This is a genomic window from Nocardia heshunensis (genome assembly GCF_054782115.1).
The window spans coordinates 193,861-209,529 of sequence record NZ_BAAGTC010000008.1 but is presented as its reverse complement, the minus strand read 5'-3'; the positions used below and the strand labels follow the sequence as shown (position 1 = coordinate 209,529).

The 15,669-nt window shown below is 67.2% G+C and carries 20 protein-coding genes; 10 read left to right on the top strand and 10 right to left on the bottom strand.

The window, feature by feature from the left end; genetic code table 11:
* Positions 1–80 precede the first annotated feature (80 nt).
* A complete protein-coding gene (locus ACYVN4_RS27130; protein WP_460724834.1) occupies positions 81–1,271 on the top strand; it encodes a Rieske 2Fe-2S domain-containing protein in 1,191 nt (396 codons plus the stop codon).
* 66 nt (positions 1,272–1,337) lie between these two features.
* Here the strand turns inward: ACYVN4_RS27130 and ACYVN4_RS27125 are convergent, their stop codons facing one another.
* Entirely contained in the window at positions 1,338–1,772 is a 435-nt protein-coding gene (locus tag ACYVN4_RS27125; RefSeq protein ID WP_460724833.1) for a hypothetical protein, read from the bottom strand.
* Between the two features lie 82 nt (positions 1,773–1,854).
* Between ACYVN4_RS27125 and ACYVN4_RS27120 the strand changes: the two genes are divergently transcribed.
* Entirely contained in the window at positions 1,855–2,418 is a 564-nt protein-coding gene (locus ACYVN4_RS27120; RefSeq protein WP_460724832.1) for a TetR/AcrR family transcriptional regulator, read from the top strand.
* Here the strand turns inward: ACYVN4_RS27120 and ACYVN4_RS27115 are convergent.
* Positions 2,415–2,747, bottom strand: coding sequence for a hypothetical protein (locus tag ACYVN4_RS27115; RefSeq protein WP_460724831.1), 333 nt, complete (start codon positions 2,745–2,747; stop codon positions 2,415–2,417). The genes ACYVN4_RS27120 and ACYVN4_RS27115 overlap by 4 nt on opposite strands.
* A gap of 71 nt (positions 2,748–2,818) precedes the next feature.
* Positions 2,819–3,445, bottom strand: coding sequence for a TetR/AcrR family transcriptional regulator (locus ACYVN4_RS27110; protein WP_460724830.1), 627 nt, complete (start codon positions 3,443–3,445; stop codon positions 2,819–2,821).
* Positions 3,446–3,556: 111 nt separating this feature from the next.
* Between ACYVN4_RS27110 and ACYVN4_RS27105 the strand changes: the two genes are divergently transcribed.
* Positions 3,557–3,958, top strand: coding sequence for a Dabb family protein (locus ACYVN4_RS27105; protein ID WP_460724829.1), 402 nt, complete (start codon positions 3,557–3,559; stop codon positions 3,956–3,958).
* A 104-nt stretch (positions 3,959–4,062) separates the two neighbouring features.
* Here the strand turns inward: ACYVN4_RS27105 and ACYVN4_RS27100 are convergent, their stop codons facing one another.
* On the bottom strand, positions 4,063–4,251 hold the full coding sequence (locus ACYVN4_RS27100; RefSeq protein WP_460724828.1) for a hypothetical protein: 189 nt from the start codon (positions 4,249–4,251) through the stop codon (positions 4,063–4,065).
* Positions 4,252–4,333: 82 nt separating this feature from the next.
* The gene (locus ACYVN4_RS27095; protein ID WP_379360364.1) at positions 4,334–4,564 is read right to left on the bottom strand and encodes a BldC family transcriptional regulator; all 231 of its coding nucleotides are present in this window, start codon (positions 4,562–4,564) and stop codon (positions 4,334–4,336) included.
* Positions 4,565–4,784: 220 nt separating this feature from the next.
* Here ACYVN4_RS27095 and ACYVN4_RS27090 point away from each other — a divergent pair, with 220 nt between their 5' ends.
* On the top strand, positions 4,785–5,096 hold the full coding sequence (locus tag ACYVN4_RS27090) for a DUF4229 domain-containing protein (protein ID WP_460724827.1): 312 nt from the start codon (positions 4,785–4,787) through the stop codon (positions 5,094–5,096).
* Positions 5,093–6,178: an L-cysteine desulfhydrase Cds1 gene (gene cds1 / locus ACYVN4_RS27085; protein WP_460724826.1), complete on the top strand. Its 1,086-nt coding sequence runs from the start codon at positions 5,093–5,095 to the stop codon at positions 6,176–6,178. Before ACYVN4_RS27090 ends, cds1 begins: the two co-directional genes overlap by 4 nt.
* A 37-nt stretch (positions 6,179–6,215) precedes the next feature.
* Here the strand turns inward: cds1 and ACYVN4_RS27080 are convergent, their stop codons facing one another.
* The gene (locus ACYVN4_RS27080) at positions 6,216–7,100 is read right to left on the bottom strand and encodes a helix-turn-helix domain-containing protein (protein ID WP_460724825.1); all 885 of its coding nucleotides are present in this window, start codon (positions 7,098–7,100) and stop codon (positions 6,216–6,218) included.
* 141 nt (positions 7,101–7,241) lie between these two features.
* Here ACYVN4_RS27080 and ACYVN4_RS27075 point away from each other — a divergent pair, with 141 nt between their 5' ends.
* From ACYVN4_RS27075 to ACYVN4_RS27060, 4 genes are all read left to right on the top strand, one after another.
* Positions 7,242–7,526 (top strand): hypothetical protein, encoded by a 285-nt coding sequence (locus tag ACYVN4_RS27075; protein WP_460724824.1) that lies wholly within the window; start codon positions 7,242–7,244, stop codon positions 7,524–7,526.
* 64 nt (positions 7,527–7,590) lie between these two features.
* The gene (locus ACYVN4_RS27070) at positions 7,591–7,812 is read left to right on the top strand and encodes a hypothetical protein (RefSeq protein WP_040813561.1); all 222 of its coding nucleotides are present in this window, start codon (positions 7,591–7,593) and stop codon (positions 7,810–7,812) included.
* Positions 7,812–8,402, top strand: a complete 591-nt coding sequence (locus ACYVN4_RS27065; protein ID WP_460724823.1) for a Clp protease N-terminal domain-containing protein — start codon at positions 7,812–7,814, stop codon at positions 8,400–8,402. The genes ACYVN4_RS27070 and ACYVN4_RS27065 overlap by 1 nt, the downstream gene beginning before the upstream one ends.
* Positions 8,403–8,448: 46 nt before the next feature.
* Complete coding sequence (locus ACYVN4_RS27060; protein WP_460724822.1) at positions 8,449–8,829, top strand: phage holin family protein; 381 nt, start codon at positions 8,449–8,451, stop codon at positions 8,827–8,829.
* On the opposite strand, the gene ACYVN4_RS27055 is transcribed toward ACYVN4_RS27060, so the two are convergent.
* Entirely contained in the window at positions 8,826–9,701 is an 876-nt protein-coding gene (locus ACYVN4_RS27055) for a 1,4-dihydroxy-2-naphthoate polyprenyltransferase (RefSeq protein WP_460724821.1), read from the bottom strand. The two genes, ACYVN4_RS27060 and ACYVN4_RS27055, sit on opposite strands and share 4 nt — an antisense overlap.
* Positions 9,702–9,760: 59 nt before the next feature.
* Positions 9,761–10,216: an SRPBCC family protein gene (locus ACYVN4_RS27050; protein ID WP_460724820.1), complete on the bottom strand. Its 456-nt coding sequence runs from the start codon at positions 10,214–10,216 to the stop codon at positions 9,761–9,763.
* Between the two features lie 192 nt (positions 10,217–10,408).
* Here ACYVN4_RS27050 and ACYVN4_RS27045 point away from each other — a divergent pair, with 192 nt between their 5' ends.
* The gene (locus tag ACYVN4_RS27045; protein WP_460724819.1) at positions 10,409–14,095 is read left to right on the top strand and encodes an AfsR/SARP family transcriptional regulator; all 3,687 of its coding nucleotides are present in this window, start codon (positions 10,409–10,411) and stop codon (positions 14,093–14,095) included.
* Here ACYVN4_RS27045 and ACYVN4_RS27040 read toward each other — a convergent pair.
* Positions 14,018–14,926 (bottom strand): cytochrome c biogenesis CcdA family protein, encoded by a 909-nt coding sequence (locus tag ACYVN4_RS27040; RefSeq protein WP_460724818.1) that lies wholly within the window; start codon positions 14,924–14,926, stop codon positions 14,018–14,020. The genes ACYVN4_RS27045 and ACYVN4_RS27040 overlap by 78 nt on opposite strands.
* Complete coding sequence (locus ACYVN4_RS27035; protein ID WP_460724817.1) at positions 14,923–15,657, bottom strand: DsbA family protein; 735 nt, start codon at positions 15,655–15,657, stop codon at positions 14,923–14,925. Before ACYVN4_RS27035 ends, ACYVN4_RS27040 begins: the two co-directional genes overlap by 4 nt.
* Between the last annotated feature and the right edge of the window lie 12 nt (positions 15,658–15,669).

Sequence of the window (15,669 nt, the reverse complement as noted above, 5' to 3'; positions counted from 1 at the left end):
ACCGGAGCGTAGGGATGGGATGTACCGTGTTAAGCGACAGTGATTAGAACGTGTTCTAGTTTGCGAGCTGGAGGCTCATCATGGCAGTGGCGCCGCAGGGTCGGGTCGGTAAGGTCCGGGAGATCGATGTGGGGACTGCGCCTACTCGGTTTGCTCGGGGGTGGCACTGTGTGGGGCTGGCCAAGGATCTTCGGGATGGGAAGCCGCATCAGGTTTCGGCGTTCGGGACGAAGTTGGTTATTTTCGCTGACAGTCAGGGGGAGCTGCATGTGCTCGACTCCTACTGCCGGCATCTCGGGGGCGATCTGAGTATGGGGGAGGTGAAGGGGGATTCGATTGCTTGTCCGTTCCATGACTGGCGGTGGGGTGGGAACGGGAAGTGCACGGGGATTCCGTATGCGAAGCGGGTGCCGCCGTTGGCGCGGACGCGGTCGTGGGCCACGTTGGAGCGCAACGGGCAACTGTTCGTGTGGCATGACCATGAGGGCAGTGCGCCGACCGACGAGGTGACGATTCCTTATATCGAGGGGCCGTACACCGATGCCGACGGCAACGGGACCGAGGGGCTGTCGGACGGGTGGACCGAGTGGACCTGGGAGTCCATGGTGATCGAGGGGTCCAACTGCCGCGAGATCATCGACAACGTCGTGGACATGGCCCACTTCTTCTACATTCACTTCGCGTATCCGACGTTCTTCAAGAACGTTTTCGAGGGGCACGTCGCGACGCAGTACCTGGATTCCACGGCCCGGCCGGACAAGGGCATGGCCACCCAGTACGGAGGCGATTCCACGCTCAAGTCGGTGGCCTCCTATTTCGGGCCGTCCTACATGGTGAATCCGCTGGTCAACAACTACAGCGGGTTCGAGCTCGAGACGGTGCTGATCAACTGCCACTACCCGATCTCGCAGGACGCGTTCGTGCTGCAGTACGGCATGTCGGTGCGCAAGCCGACCGGTGTGAACGACGAGCAGGCCGACCGGATCGCCAAGAAGATGACCAAGGGCATCGGCGAGGGCTTCCTGCAGGATGTCGAGATCTGGAAGCACAAGTCCAAGATCGAGAATCCGCTGCTGACCGAGGAGGATGGCCCGGTCTACCAGCTGCGTCGCTGGTATGACCAGTTCTACGTGGACGTGGCCGATATCGACCCGAAGTCGGTGCAGCGCTTCGAATTCGAGGTCGACACCACCAAGGCCAATCAGGCTTGGGAGGCAGAGGTCGCCGAAAACCTCAGGCGCAAGGCGGAAGAGGACGCGCTGCAGAACTGACGGTCACCGTGTTTCGGGGCGAGGCGAGGACTTCTCGTCTCGCCCCGAATGCGTTGGGCCGCTGGGTCAGTGGGCCGCGGCGGTGACCGCCGCGATCAGCGCCTCGCCGGTGTAGGCGCGGCCACCGATGCCCCACGCCCCGTCGGGCGCATTGAGGATATTGACCCAAATGTCCTCGCGCCGATGGGTTTCGGCGGTGAGGCCCGCGACGATGTCGGTGGCCGCGGTGATGAAGGCCGCGCGTGCGGCCGGATCGGGCAGTCCGATATTCGGCAGTTTGAGCTCGACCATGACGATCGGCCGGTTCTCACCCCCGGCGTAGACGTCGCCCGGCGGCAGCAAATGCACTGTGCCACCGATGATTCCGGTGAAGAAGTCATTGCCGGTGCCGCCGCTGACCGCGGCCAGGGCGGCGGTGAGGGCGGGCAGGATCTCGTGTTCGCCGCGGTCGGTGAGGATGCCGCGGGGTGCGGTGACGGTGATGGGCACGGAGTACTCCATTCTCGACGGGCTAGTACGTACGTACTAGCGAATCGAGTGTGTACTAGGATGGCCGTACTAGTCAACGGTTGGGAGAGAAACCATGGCGGCCACCACCCGCGACCGCATGATCGACGCGGCCATCGACGCCCTGCAGAAGAAGGGTGTCGCGGGCATGTCCTTCACCGCCGTCCTGGACGCCAGCGGCGCCGCACGCGGCGCGATCTACCACCACTTTCCCGGCGGCAAGACCGAATTGGTGGCCACCGCCGCGGCCCGCAACGGCGACCAGGTCCGCGAGCATCTGGCCGCGCTCCCGGCCGCCGATCCGCTGAGCCTGGTCGAGGCGTTCCTCGCCCTGGTCCGTCCGGTCGTCGAGGCGTCGGCCGAGGGTGCGGGCTGCGCCGTCGCCGCCGTCACGGTCGACCCCGACAGCGGCGATCTGCGCACCGTCGCCGCCACCGCATTCGATTCCTGGACAACGACTCTTACCGAACGCCTGACGGCCGCCGGTGTCGAGCCCGCGGTCGCCGCCGACCTGGCCACCACGCTGCTCACCCTGCTGCAGGGCGCGCACGTGCTGTGCCGGGCCGAGGGCGGCATCGAACCCTTCGACCGAATGTCGCGCGCCGCAACCGATCTGGTGCGCTACCGCTTCGCGCCCTAGACCCCGTCCTCCAGTACCCCGTCCTCGACCACCGGGGTATCGTCCCCGAGCACTTGGCCTGGACCTCCGAAATCACCGTTGGCCAAACGCATTTCGGTGTGGGCCGCCGATCTCGCCTCGTGCCGCTCGACGCGCGGGGTGATCGCCCGTTCCCGCTCGGTGGTCTCCGCCGCGTCCTCGCGGGTCGGCGGTTCGTAATCCCCGCCCGATTCCTGGCGGATCAGATTCATCTCCGCGAGGTGATCCCGCCGCTCGGCTCGCCGGATGGCGGCTCGCTCATCGCCGACCTTGCGGCGCGCGTCCTGGGACAGATTCTGTTGATGCTCCATCGAGGCACCTCCGGCCTGCGACCGCTGAGGAACAGGACCTGCTCAGTATGGCCCCGCGGCGCGCCCGGCGCTCACTCGCGGTAGGCACGCAGGAAGGTGTCGGTCGCGGCCTGGGCCAGGGCCAGCAGTTCCGGCCCCGGGACCGCTCGATTGCCCTGGTGGGAGCGGATTTCCAGCGGTCCGCTGAGCAGTGCGAGGAATTGTTCGGCGGCGACGGCCGGGTCGCTGTGTCGCAGCCGGCCGGCCAGGGTCAGCCGGGCCAGCCGGTCGGCGAGGGTTTCCCGCAGTCGCAGGGTGGTGTGCCGCAGCACGATGTCGACCAGGTCGGGGAAGTCGGCAGCTTGCGCGTAGGTGAGCCGGTGCAGGGCCAGCGCGCGCTCGTCGGAGCAGGCGCGCAGCAGTAGCTCGGCGGTGTGGGTGACGGCGGCGGTGAGGTCCGTGCCCGGCTCGCGCAGCGGCTCGAGCGCAGTCAGGGCCTGGTTCCCGATCACCTCCGCGGCGGCCGAAATCGCCTCTCGGAAAAGGGTTTCCTTGTCGGTGAGGTGGTTGTAGACCGTCGGTTTCGCGACGGACGCGGCGTCTGCGATCTCCTGGACGCACGCCTGGGCGTAGCCGCGCCGGGCGAAGACGGTCAGGGCCGCGTCGAGGATGGCCTGCCGCTTGTCGATTCGGCCGCGGCTCGCCTTCGCTGTGGTCACCTCGCCATCGTACGTCCGCGTTCGAACTATTGAACTCGTGGGTTCAATAAGCTCTACTTGGACCGGCTGGTAACTATTTCTGAACCAGCAAGTTCAATTCAAGGAGTAGTCATGATCGTGCACATCCTGCGATTCCGCTTCCGAGACGAGACGTCCGAGGCGCAGCGCGCCGAAGTGCTCGCGGCCATGCGGCGCACCGCCTCGGTCGATTCGGTCAGTTTCTCGACCGTCGGGCAGCACCTCGGCGATCCCGCCGAGGGGGTGACGCATGCCTTCTGTGTGGGCATCGAGGATCTCGCGGCGTTGGAGCGCTATCTGCACGACCCGGTGCATCTGGCCGGGGACCCGGAGATCGCGCCGCATTTCGCGAAACTGGTGATCGGGCCGGACCTTTCGGATGATCCGGACCCGGAGCTGGCCGCCAAGATCGAAGCGCTGCATCGGCGCAAGGTCGAGCTGTACCCGGAGTGGGAGGAGTTGATGGCCACCATCCCCGAGTTGACCTTCGCCTGAAGCACCGGAAAACGACGCGTCCCCCGTGGGCTGCGCTGGCGCGGGTTCCACGGGGGACGGTCACATTCGGCTATATGGCTAACTCGTTGGCGAGCTTCGGTAATTCAGGTGGAATCGCCATCTCGATGCTCCCGGGAGAGCTTGGCGAGGAAATCCGGATCGTCTTCTGGACCGATGATGCGGTGGTGCCGAGCGGGTGCTGGGCCGGTGCCGGCCGATCGCTGGGGTCCGAAAGCTTTCCAGCACAGCATCGCGATGGCGACTACCGCGATGAGTGCCAACAGGTACGTCACGTCGCTCACCTCCTGACATCGAGGGTAATCCGAGTGCGTACCCGAGGCACGTGAAGCGGGTGGTAATCCGTGAAAATGGGTGTTACACGCGGGCCTCGGTGGTGAGGGACCGCAGGAGTTGCATGACTTCGGATTCGCGGAACCGGCGGTGGCCGCCCGGAGTCCGCAGGGAGCCCAGTCGTCCGGCGTGAGCCCAGCGGGTCACGGTCTTCGGATCGACGTGGAACAGGGCAGCGACTTGGCCTGGCGTGAGCAGTGTGTCCTGGCCGTTGACGGAACCCATTACGCGGCTCGCCGCGGTGAACGCAGTCATTCGCAAACCTTTCCGTTTCGACAGATCCCTCATCAGTAGCGACATCGTTGCACTGCGACCCCCGGGTGTTCGAACGGTCTCGCTTTGGTAAAGAGGAAGTAATAGACAAAACGGATATCCGTTATGTGTTTACGGTCACGTTTGGCCGGGGGCCAGCGAATCTCCAGCGACATTCGGGCCTGCGGCAGCGGCTCCGACCCGGTCACCTACGCTGGGCTGCGTGAGTGACGCAACCCCGACCGAAAGCGCGGGCCGCCGTCTGGCCCGCAGTTTCGCCCTCTACACGGTGGCCAGGCTCGGACTGGTCGCCGTCATCACCGTGGTCATCCTCGGCGTGGGCGCGCTCGTGCACGTCACCGTTCCGCTGCTGGTCGCCATGCTGTTCGCGCTGCTCATCGCCATGCCGCTGTCGCTGCTGCTGTTCAAGAAGCTGCGCCAGCAGGTCAATCGGGACATCACCGCCGTGGATGCCAAGCGCCGCAAGGAGCGTGAGCAGCTGATGTCGCGGCTGCAGGGCAAGGACGAGCAGTGAAACGCTGCGATCGCAGCGCACCTCGCGATTGGGTCGACAATGCGGTGCGGCTCATCGATGCCGACACCCAGCGCAGTGCGGACACGCATTTGCTGCGCTACCCGCTGCCCGACGAGTGGGGCATTCAGCTTTATCTGAAGGATGAATCCACCCACCCGACAGGCAGTCTCAAACACCGGCTGGCGAGATCACTGTTCCTGTACGCCATCTGCAACGGTTGGGTCACGGAAGGCACCACCGTGGTGGAGGCTTCCTCGGGATCGACCGCCATCAGCGAGGCGTATTTCGCCCGCATGCTCGGACTGGATTTCGTGGCCGTGGTCCCGGCCAAGACCTCGCCGGAGAAGCTGGCGCTCATCGAGGCGCAGGGCGGCCGTTGCCATCTGGTGGATCGGGCCCCCGACATCTATACCGAGGCAGCGCGTCTGGCGGCCGAGTCCGGCGGCCATTACATGGACCAGTTCACCAATGCCGAGCGCGCCACCGACTGGCGCGGCAACAACAACATCGCCGAATCCATCTTCCAGCAGCTGTCTTTGGAGAACCATCCGATCCCGGAGTGGGTGGTGGTGGGCGCGGGCACCGGCGGTACCAGCGCGACCATCGGCCGGTATCTGCGCTACAAGCGGCATGCGACCCGGCTGGCCGTGGTGGATCCGGAGAACTCGGCCTTCTATGGCGGCTACGAGGTCGACGACCTGGCGTATCAGACCGGAATGCCCTCGCGGATCGAGGGAATCGGGCGACCGCGGGTGGAGCCCTCGTTCGTGCCGAGTGTCGTGGACTGCATGATCGAGGTGCCCGACGCGGCGTCGGTGGCGACCGCGCGGCACGCGGGGACGGTGCGGGGCCGGCGGGTGGGCGGTTCCACGGGTACCAACCTGTGGGGGGCGTTTGCCCTGATTGCCGACATGATCGCGGAGAACCGTACCGGCAGTGTGGTGACGCTACTGTGTGACGGTGGAGACCGTTATGCCGGAACCTATTTCAATGACGAATGGGTTGCCGACCAGGGGCTGAGCTTGACCGAACCGGCCACGGTGCTGGCCGAATTCATCGCCACCGGTACTTGGTCGGGTTAGTTTTCGCACGGCACGGCAGTCCGCCGATTACCGATGATCAACCATCCCGAAGATTGCTATCAATTTGCTGTAGCGGTTTTGTAGGGGTTGGATCGTTAGCTGGCGCAGCTTCTTCCGGTCTTACCGGTCGGTTTTTTGGGTCCCTATTGGTGTTAACAGGCCTTGACGTTTCGGGGCGCCGACGCACCACCGGACGGGTCACCGCGGTCGGCCGATCGACCGTCGTGCCCAGTACCAACAACCACGACTGCAGCGTCGATTGCGTCCGCCAGAGATTGATCCGCAACTCGGTGATGGCCAGCGTCCGCGGATCGCGGACCAGCTTGACGAGATGGCTGCGCTCGGCGGCGACCGCGTCGGATCGCCACATCAGCGCGAAGTCCGAATTGGTCAGGCACTTGCCTAGGATCTCGGCGCCGCGCTCGTCCTCGCCGCTGCGGGCCAGTTGCATCCGGAAGCGGCTGGCGGCCGCGCGCGTCTCGGCGTCCCAGTTCACCATCACCGTGCGCGCGACCGGATTGAAGATCAGCCATTCCAGGTAGTTGATCCCCGGCTCGAGCTCGAGGAACAGTTCGCGGTGCGCGGTATTGATCGCGACGATGTCGTAAAGTCCGGTGATGTAGGCGCCGATCGCGGGGTTGAGTAGGTCCAGGTACTCCTGGTCGGCGGGGGTGGGGTGGTCGGCCTCGATGCGGGGCAGTGGCCCTTCGGCCAGCACCAGCGCGTACTCGAATTCGGCGGGCGGCAGTTTCAGTGCGGTGCCGAGGGATTCGATGACCCGGCGTGATGGGTTGGCGCCGCCTTCGATCTTGGTCAGGTAGGGCACCGAGAGGTTGGCCAACCAGGCCAGCTGCGGGCGCGTGAGATTCGCGGTGGTGCGGCGCTGGCGAATGTACTCGCCGAACGTGGGTACTCCATCCATTTACTTAGGCTGACCTTACTTGTATCGCCGTCAGGTACACGCTCGGTTGCCGACGGATACCCCCGCGGTCTCCGGGTGGGGGACTGGACGGTACACCGCTCTGCTCCAATAGTTTGAAACAACAACAAATCAGGAGTCGAATTGGGGCAGCAACCGCGGCCGGTTCTGGATATCAATGTCACAGTCGGGCCCTGGGTGCTCTCGGCGGTGCCCGGCACGGCCGTGCGGCCGGAGTCGGCCGATGGGGGTAATGCCTGGGAGCCGATAGCCTTCGGGTTGTACCGGGATCGGGACGGTGATCTCTGGGAGAAGGATCCGCGCGGCTGGCGGCTGTGCCTGCAGGACGGCATCCCCGTCGATCCCGACACGGTGTGGGACTGGACGGACTCTGTGCGTGAGTTCGCTCCCTTGATCCCCTGGGGCTGAACATCTTTCCGGTTGGTGTCAATTTTCGTTGACGCGCCGTGAGTGTCAACGTAAATTGACACTCATGAGTGAAGCAACGACTCTGGCGGCCGCCGCCGGCAGCCCCGACCCCCAGGTCGGGCTCCGCGCGGTGCTGGCACTGCGTCGGTTGCTCGAGCGGCTCGAGGCCATCCAGGTCGGCAATGCCCGCAAGCAGGGCTGGTCCTGGCAGGCCATCGCGGACGCGCTCGAGGTCAGCCGGCAGGCGGTCCACCAGAAGTACAACCGGAAGGGCGGTATCCGCTGATGTTCGAACGATTCGACAAGGCCGCCAAATTCGCGGTCGTGATGGCCCAGGAAGAAGCACGCGACCTGTGCTCGTCGAGCATCGAGGTCGAGCACGTGCTGCTGGGCCTGCTCGTCAGCCCCGACGAGGCACTGCGGGAAGTGCTTGCCGCACACGGGCTCACCGCCGAGAGCGTGCGAGAGGCGGTGGCCCGCAAGCGCAGTAGCGAACCGCTCGGCGCGGAGGACGCGGAAGCATTGCGCTCCATCGGCATCGACCTCGACGCCGTGCGCGAAAGCCTGGAGGCCACCTTCGGCGAGAACGCCCTCGACCAGGCGGCCGTGCCCGAGGAGAAGTCTCGCTGGGGCAAGTACTGGGGTTCGGAAGGCGGTCCGCGCGGCCACATTCCGTTCGCCAAGGAATCCAAGAAGGTGATCGAACTGTCGCTGCGCGAGGCGCTGGCGCGCAAGGACGACCGCATCGTGGCCGGGCACATGATGCTGGCCGTGCTGCGCGCGCCCAATGCCGTCACGCGCCGCCTGCTCGGGGACGACGAGGCGGTGGCGGCCCTGCGCGACGCCGTATCCGGCCACCTCGACCGGGCGGCCTGACCGGGGATGTCCGGCCTCCGGGATGATCTCGCCCTACGATCGGGGCATGACGCTCCTGATACGTCTGCTGATCAACGGCGTGGCCATTTGGCTGGCTGCCGCCTGGGTGACCGGCATCGAGATCAAAACCCCCGAAGACACCACGCAGAGCAAGATTCTGGTGATCGCCGCCATCACCGTCGTGTTCGCCCTGGTGAACACGCTGGTGAAACCGATCGTGAAACTGCTCTCGTTCCCCTTCATCGTGGTGTCGCTGGGCCTGTTCCTGCTGGTGATCAACGCGCTCATGCTGTGGCTGACCGCGAAGATCACCGGCACCACGGACTACGGGCTGCGGGTGGACGGCTTCTGGGCCGCGGTACTCGGCGGCGTGATCATCTCGCTGGTCAACTGGGTGCTCGGCATTCTCGTCCCCGACGAGGACTAGAGCCCCGAGATCGCCAGCGCGACGGCGGTCAGGATCGACCACACCAGCATGGCCAGACCGGTACCGGCAAGGGCGGGAATCAGTCCCGGCCCGTTCTTGCCGGACCGCACCGGCTCGTTGGCCTTCCACGCCAGCGGCAGCGCGATCAGCCCGGCCAGCGCCCACGGCGTCCGCGCCACCAGCGCCAGGCTCGCCAGGAACGGCACCGCCAACAGCACCAGATGCAGTGTGCGGGTGCGGGTGTCGCCCAGCCGCACGGCCAGGGTGAGCTTGCCGGATTCGGTGTCGGTCGGAATGTCGCGCAGATTATTGGTGACCAGCACGGCGCTGGAGAACGAACCCACCGCCACCGCGCACGCCAGTCCGGCCCACTCCACCCGCCCGGCCTGCACGAACTCGGTGCCCAGCACCGCCACCAGGCCGAAGAACACGAACACCGCGATCTCGCCGAAACCGCTGTAGCCGTACGGGTTCCGGCCGCCGGTGTAGAACCAGGCCCCGGCCAGGCAGGCGGCGCCCACCAGGATCAGCCACCAGGCGCTGGTGGCCACCAGGATCAGGCCGATCACCGCGCCCAGCGACAGGCAGGCGACGGCGGCATTGCGGACGGCGGTGGGCGCGGCCAGTTTCGAACCGACCAGGCGCAGCGGGCCGACCCGCTCGTCATCGGTGCCGCGAATGCCGTCGGAGTAGTCGTTGGCGTAGTTCACGCCGATGATCAGGGCCACCGAAAGCAGCAGGCACAGTATCGCTTTCCACCACACGAACCCGCTGATCGAGGCGGCCGCCCCCGTGCCCGCCAGGACCGGGGCGATGGCGTTCGGAAGGGTACGCGGCCGCGCGCCCTCGATCCACTGCGCTGCTGTAGCCATGCACCGCAGCCTAATGCGAGGGTCGGCGGCCGCGCCTCCCCGAGTCCATTCGTGCCGATTCAGGCCTCGGCGGCGGCCTTGAGCTGGGCCAGCCCCTTCTCGAAGTCCTTGCCCACCAGGCGGTCCATCGGCATCAGCTTGCCGACGATCGCCATGATGCCGTTCTGCTGCCCGGTCATGCGCCAGGTCACCGCGGTGGTGTCGCCGGCCGGACGGAACTCGAAGGTGACCTGGTTGGATGCCTTGAACGGCTTCTCGAAGTTGAGCTTGATGCCAATCTGATCGGTGGTGGCGGAGGTGATCTCCATATCTCCGCGGCCGGCCTTGCGATTGCCGTTCCAGAAATAGCGGGCCCCGATGCCGCGGTCCGCGCCGCTGTAGACGCGTTCCATGGCCGGGTCGGTGTCCTCCCAGGGCGACCACTTGCGCCACTGGTGGAAATCGTCGATGAGTGCCTGGAGCTGGGTGGGATCGGCCTTGATGACCGTTTCCCGGTGAATGTCGAATTCGGCCATGGCATGAGCCTAGGCGTTGCGGAGCCGCGACGGCCGACCCTGCGCAAAACCTGTTGAAACGAGTCGGGTCGATCGGGTAAACCGAGGTCCGGCCAGCCGCGGAGCTCACCCCACCGAGAATGTGAACGGGGCGCAGCTCGCCATCGGACACATCCGGCATCGGCCCGATGGCTCACCTAGGATTGGCAAGGGATGATTTCGGATAACGGCAGTTCGAGCACGGGAAGCGCGCGGGTGGCGGACGTGGTCGACTCGACCCTGGTGGCCCTGCTGGGCGAGATCGCACTGCGCCGCGACGGTGCGCTCGCCGCCGTACCCGGAGCCCGGGCCCGCCTGCTGGTCGCGGCCCTGGCCACGCACCCCGGCCGCAGCCGCGGCGCGCAGGCGCTGATCGACGAGGTCTGGGGTGACGCGCCGCCCCGCGCACCGATGAACGCGCTGCACACGCAGGTCTCGCGACTACGCTCCGCGCTGCCCGAGGGCGCGCTGGAAATCGGCCCGGCCGGATACCGGCTGGTCCTCGCCCCCGAACAGGTCGACCTGACCCTGGCCCAGCAGCTGGAAAAGCAAGCCCGCCAAGCCCATACGGTCGGCGATCACCGCACCTGCCTGGACCTGCTGGCCGCCGCCCGTACCCTCTGGCGCGGCGAACCCGCCGCCGATCTCCCGCCGGGCCCCGTCGCCGAGGAACTCGCCACCCTCGCCGCCACTCGTCTCCGCGCCTTGGACGTGCTCGAATTGGCCGCGCGCGAGGCCATCGGCGACTTGCTCGGCGCCATCGAACTGGCCGAACGTGCCTGCGCCGCCGACCCTTTCGATGAACCGGCCCACGGCACCCTCATGCGCCTGCTCGCCGCCGCGGGCCGCACCAACGAGGCCCTCGACGTCTTCGCCACGCTGCGCACCCGCCTGGTCGATCAACTCGGCGCGGACCCGGGACCCGCCCTGGTCGCCTTGAACACCGCGATCCTGCGCGGCGAACCGCTGCCCGGACAACCGAGTCGGGTGCGCGGTGCGGGTTCGAGCGGTCATGGCTACGCAGTGGACGGTGTGGCCGCGCACGATGATCCGGCCGCCCTCGAGCGGGGATCCTCGACCGGACGTGGGACCGCCGACGCGGTGCGCGAATTGGCCGCGGTATCCGATATCGGCGCGGCGGGATCCGACGCCCGCGGTCGCGGCGGCGCGGCGCACGCGGGAATCCCGGGGTCGGCCGAGGGCCGCACGCTGAACACGGGCAATTCGGTGACCCCCGGCAACTCGGGAGTCGGGGCGGAAGTCGCTCGACCGCACTGGGATTCGTCGGGTACTCGGCGTGGCTTCGAGTCCGGCGAGGGCCGCGCGCTGTCGAGTCGGGCGGCGACGGCGCAGGCGCGCGAACCGGCGGGGGAGCCCGCCATCGGCCTGCGGGCCGCGCCGAATCCGCTGCTGGGTCGGGAGGCGGATCTGGCTGCGCTGGAACAGATTCTGCGGTTCTCGCGGGTGGTCACCGTGCTCGGGCCGGGCGGCACCGGCAAGACCCGCATCGCCAATGAGCTGGGTGCGCGGATGGCGCACGAGACGGCGGTAACGCTGGTCGAATTGGCGTCGCTGCGTGCGGATTCCGAGGGATCGACCGACACCCGGTTCGAGATCGAGGCGGCCATCGCGGCCACGCTCGGGGTGGCCGATGTGGTGTGGGAGACCCGCCTGCTGGCGCAGAAGCAGAGTCGCGATATTCGCCAGAAACTGCGCGAAATCCTGGGTGCGCGGCCGACCTTGCTGATCCTCGACAATTGCGAGCACCTGATCGAGCCGGTCGCCGAGGTGGTGGCCGATCTGGTGGGGGCCAGCGATCAGTTGACCGTGCTCGCCACCAGCCGCGCGCCGTTGGAGATCACGGCCGAGGCCGTTTATCCCTTGCCGCCGTTGACGATCGACGCCGCCGGGTCGCCCGCGACCGATCTGTTCGAGGCGCGCGCCCGCGCGGTGCGGCCGTCGGTGCGGCTGGATGCCGAGGTGGTGGCCAGACTGTGCCGCACCCTCGACGGGTTGCCGCTGGCCATCGAGCTCGCGGCCGCACGGGTGCGCACCATGAGCGTGGAGGAGATCGACTCCCGGCTCGACCATCGGTTCGCGCTGCTGCGCAGCGGGGATCGCAGTTCGCCGCAACGGCATCGGACCCTGCATGCGGTGATCGAGTGGAGCTGGAACCTGCTCGACGAGCCGCAGCGGGTGGCGTTGCGCCGTTTGTGTCGATTCCCCGCCGGATTCACCCTGGAGGCGGCCGAATGCCTGCTGTCCGGTCCCGAGATCGACGATCCCGCAATGGCTTTGGATGGTCTGGTGAGCCAGTCGCTGCTGGCGGTGCTGGAGGACGAGGCGGGTGGCACCCGCTACCGGATGCTCGAGACGGTCCGCGAATTCGGTGAGGAGCAGCTGGCCTTCACCGGTGAGACCGATCTGGTGATGGGCCGAATGTCGGAGTGGGCCAGGGAGTTCGCGGTGGATACCGCGCGCCGCTATCACACCGACGAACAGTTGCCCGCGATTCTGGCACTGGGTGCGGACGCGGACAATCTGGTGGCCGTGCTGCGCTACGCGCTGGAGCGGCGCGACCGCGAGACGGTACACACCGTGTTCCCGATCCTGGCCGGACTGTGGATGTTGCGGGGCGCGCACGCCGAACTGATCAGTTGGTCGCCGCGCATCATCGCGCTGCCGCCGGTCGCCTACCCGGCCGTCTCGGCCGCCACCGACCTCTATGTCTACGGCCAGCTGATGCTCGGCATGCATCTGATGTTCGGCGGCACCGATTTTCGCGATGCAGCCCGGGTGCGGACCACCATCCGCCGCCTGCTGGCCTCGGGCGCGCCGATGAGCCCGGTCACGCGCTATCTCGGTGGACTGGCCACCGGGCCCCGCGATACCTGGCAGCTGGCGCGGCAGCTGAGTGCGGGTGTCCGGTCGCCGGACGAGCAGATTCAGCTCGCGGCGCTGCTGTTGCGCGCCAACCTGTGCGAGAACGACGGCATGGTGTACCGGTCGATCAAGGACGCGGAGACCGCCATGGCCCTCACCGGTGTCGAAGACACCTGGGGCATCGCCATGACGACGCAGCATCTCGGCAGCATGCACGGCCAGACCGCGCACTACGACCGGGCGGTCGGCTACTACCGGCAGGCCGTCGAACTGCTCGAGAAACTGCGGGCCCGGGACGAGGCCGTGGAAATCCGTGCCCTGCTGGCGATCACGCTGGCCGCGACCGGTCAGCCCGCCGAGGCGCGCCGAGCGCTCGAGCCCACTCTCGACGTGGTGGGTGAACTGCCGGTCGACGCGGTGGTCACCAAACCCAATCACCGGCTCGCCGCGGTGGCCGCCGCGCTGGCAGAAATCGAACTCGCCGAGGGCGATATCGAGACCGGCCTGCGTCGTTTCCGGCAGGTACCCGCGCTGATGGCCTGGCCGCACAATCTGGGCATGCCGGGGCCGGCGACGTTCATCTATGTGGCCGCCGTCATCGACGCCCACATCCTCTACGGCGACGCCGAGTTGATGCGCGGCACGGCCGCCGAACTCGTCGACGCCGCCGTCCAGGTGATGGGTGGCCAGTACTGGGATCTGCCGCAGATCGGGTCGATGAGCTGCGCGGTCGGCACCTATCTGCTGGCGACCGGGCAACACGTCGAGCTCGGGGTGGAGTTGATCCTCCTGACGCCCAAGGTGTTCGGACGCCAGGACTACCCGTCGATGCAGTGGCGGCGACATCTGGACCTGCACCGCGCCATGCTCGGGGAGGACCGGATCAGCGCCGCCTCGAAGTCAATCGCGGGCCTGGGACGTCGTAAGGCCGCCAACCGGGTCCTGGGACATCTCGCCGCGATCAGCGGAACCCTCTGAGCTGTCGTCGCGATCGCCACCCAGCAGCCGCCAGGCCAGCACACCCAGCGCGACAGCAGCGAACACCAGCAGCACCGTCGAGTTCGAGACCAGGTCGCCGAGCTGTTTGACCCGGTTCTCCAACGCGAATTCGGTGTCGGCGCTGAGGATTCCGGGTAGGGCGGCGGTGCCGTCGAAGGCCAGGAACAGGGCGCCGAGGACGATGAAGAACAGGCCCGAGAGCACCGAGGTGGTGTGGAGTTCGAGGCGGCCGAGCCGGAAGGTGCGGCCGCGCAGCCACTTTCGCTTGCCCAGTTCGAAGCGGTCCCAGAGTGACGCCAGCACGAACAGCGGGGCGGCCAGGCCGAGGGCGTAGACCGCCAGCAGCAGGCCGCCGTGGACCGGTGAGCCGCCGAGGGCGGCCACCGCGAGAATCGAGCCCAGGATCGGGCCCGCGCAGAAGCCCGCGAGGCCGTAGACCAGGCCGAGCAGGTACACCGCGCCGGTCTGCTCGGGGCGGCTCTGTTTGGCCGCGGCACGCTGGGCGAAGCCGAAAGCGAAACCGCGGCCGAGGATTTGGACGACACCGAGCACGATGATGGTCCAGCCGCCGATCGCGATCAGTACCTCGCGATGCCCGACCAGCAGCCGCCCGGCCATCGACCCCGCCGCGCCGAGCGGCACCAGCGTGGTGCACAGGCCCAGGTAGAAGACGCCGGTGCGGGCGAGCAGCTTGCCCTGGTTCTCGAAGGAGTAGGCGAAGAAGCTCGGCAGCAGCAGGGCGCTGCACGGACTCAGCAAGGCCAGCAGGCCGCCCAGGAACGCGGCGAAAAAACTGATGCCGCCGGTCATTCGGTGGCCTGCTCGGCAACTTTGGCGGCGGCGTCGACGGTGGCGCGGAACTGCTCGACGGGCTGCGCGCCCAGGATCGGGCGGCCATTGATCAGGAAGGCCGGGGTCGAGTTCACGCCGATATTGATGCCCTCGTTCACATCACCCTGCACGGCCGCGCTGGCGGCGGGGGAGTCCAGGTCGGCGCGGAACTTGTCGAGGTCGGGAACGCCCGCGGTGGTGGCCAGGTCGGCGAGTTTGTCCCGGGTGAACGCGCCGGTGTTCTTCTTCGCGGGCGCATGGTCGAACAGCGCCTTGTGGTACTCCCAGAACTTGCCCTGCTGCCCGGCCGCCCAGGCGGCACGCGACGCGTCCTCGGACTCCGGCCCGAAGATGGCCATGCTGCGCCACTCGATGCGCATGACGCCCTTGTCGACGTAGTCGGCAATGAGCTGCGGCTCGATCTTGGTGGCGAACACCTTGCAGTACGGGCACTGGAAGTCGGAATATTCGACCATCACCACCGGCGCGTCGGCCCGGCCCATGGCCATCGGATCGTGCGCGTCGCGGCGGGCCATCTTCGCCAATTGCGCATAGGCCGGATTGAGCTCGGCCGCAGTGGCCGGCTTATCGGATTTCTTGTCGTCGCCCAGCATTTGGAAGGCGGCAATGGCGAGCAGGCAGACGGCCGCCACGATGGCGAGACCGGCGAACGACTTTCTAGCCTTGGGATTCTTCAGTTTTCGGGACATGCGAGTACTCCT

What these genes read in the sequence shown, in the direction of transcription:
- ACYVN4_RS27080 (WP_460724825.1), bottom strand. Translation starts at nt 7,100, where the DNA reads ATGGATGGAGTACCCACGTTCGGCGAGTACATTCGCCAGCGCCGCACC.
- ACYVN4_RS27060 (WP_460724822.1), top strand. Translation starts at nt 8,449, where the DNA reads ATGACGCTCCTGATACGTCTGCTGATCAACGGCGTGGCCATTTGGCTG.
- ACYVN4_RS27130 (WP_460724834.1), top strand. Translation starts at nt 81, where the DNA reads ATGGCAGTGGCGCCGCAGGGTCGGGTCGGTAAGGTCCGGGAGATCGAT.
- ACYVN4_RS27125 (WP_460724833.1), bottom strand. Translation starts at nt 1,772, where the DNA reads ATGGAGTACTCCGTGCCCATCACCGTCACCGCACCCCGCGGCATCCTC.
- ACYVN4_RS27050 (WP_460724820.1), bottom strand. Translation starts at nt 10,216, where the DNA reads ATGGCCGAATTCGACATTCACCGGGAAACGGTCATCAAGGCCGATCCC.
- ACYVN4_RS27120 (WP_460724832.1), top strand. Translation starts at nt 1,855, where the DNA reads ATGGCGGCCACCACCCGCGACCGCATGATCGACGCGGCCATCGACGCC.
- ACYVN4_RS27070 (WP_040813561.1), top strand. Translation starts at nt 7,591, where the DNA reads ATGAGTGAAGCAACGACTCTGGCGGCCGCCGCCGGCAGCCCCGACCCC.
- ACYVN4_RS27045 (WP_460724819.1), top strand. Translation starts at nt 10,409, where the DNA reads ATGATTTCGGATAACGGCAGTTCGAGCACGGGAAGCGCGCGGGTGGCG.
- ACYVN4_RS27065 (WP_460724823.1), top strand. Translation starts at nt 7,812, where the DNA reads ATGTTCGAACGATTCGACAAGGCCGCCAAATTCGCGGTCGTGATGGCC.
- ACYVN4_RS27095 (WP_379360364.1), bottom strand. Translation starts at nt 4,564, where the DNA reads ATGACTGCGTTCACCGCGGCGAGCCGCGTAATGGGTTCCGTCAACGGC.
- ACYVN4_RS27105 (WP_460724829.1), top strand. Translation starts at nt 3,557, where the DNA reads ATGATCGTGCACATCCTGCGATTCCGCTTCCGAGACGAGACGTCCGAG.
- ACYVN4_RS27040 (WP_460724818.1), bottom strand. Translation starts at nt 14,926, where the DNA reads ATGACCGGCGGCATCAGTTTTTTCGCCGCGTTCCTGGGCGGCCTGCTG.
- ACYVN4_RS27055 (WP_460724821.1), bottom strand. Translation starts at nt 9,701, where the DNA reads ATGGCTACAGCAGCGCAGTGGATCGAGGGCGCGCGGCCGCGTACCCTT.
- ACYVN4_RS27035 (WP_460724817.1), bottom strand. Translation starts at nt 15,657, where the DNA reads ATGTCCCGAAAACTGAAGAATCCCAAGGCTAGAAAGTCGTTCGCCGGT.
- ACYVN4_RS27115 (WP_460724831.1), bottom strand. Translation starts at nt 2,747, where the DNA reads ATGGAGCATCAACAGAATCTGTCCCAGGACGCGCGCCGCAAGGTCGGC.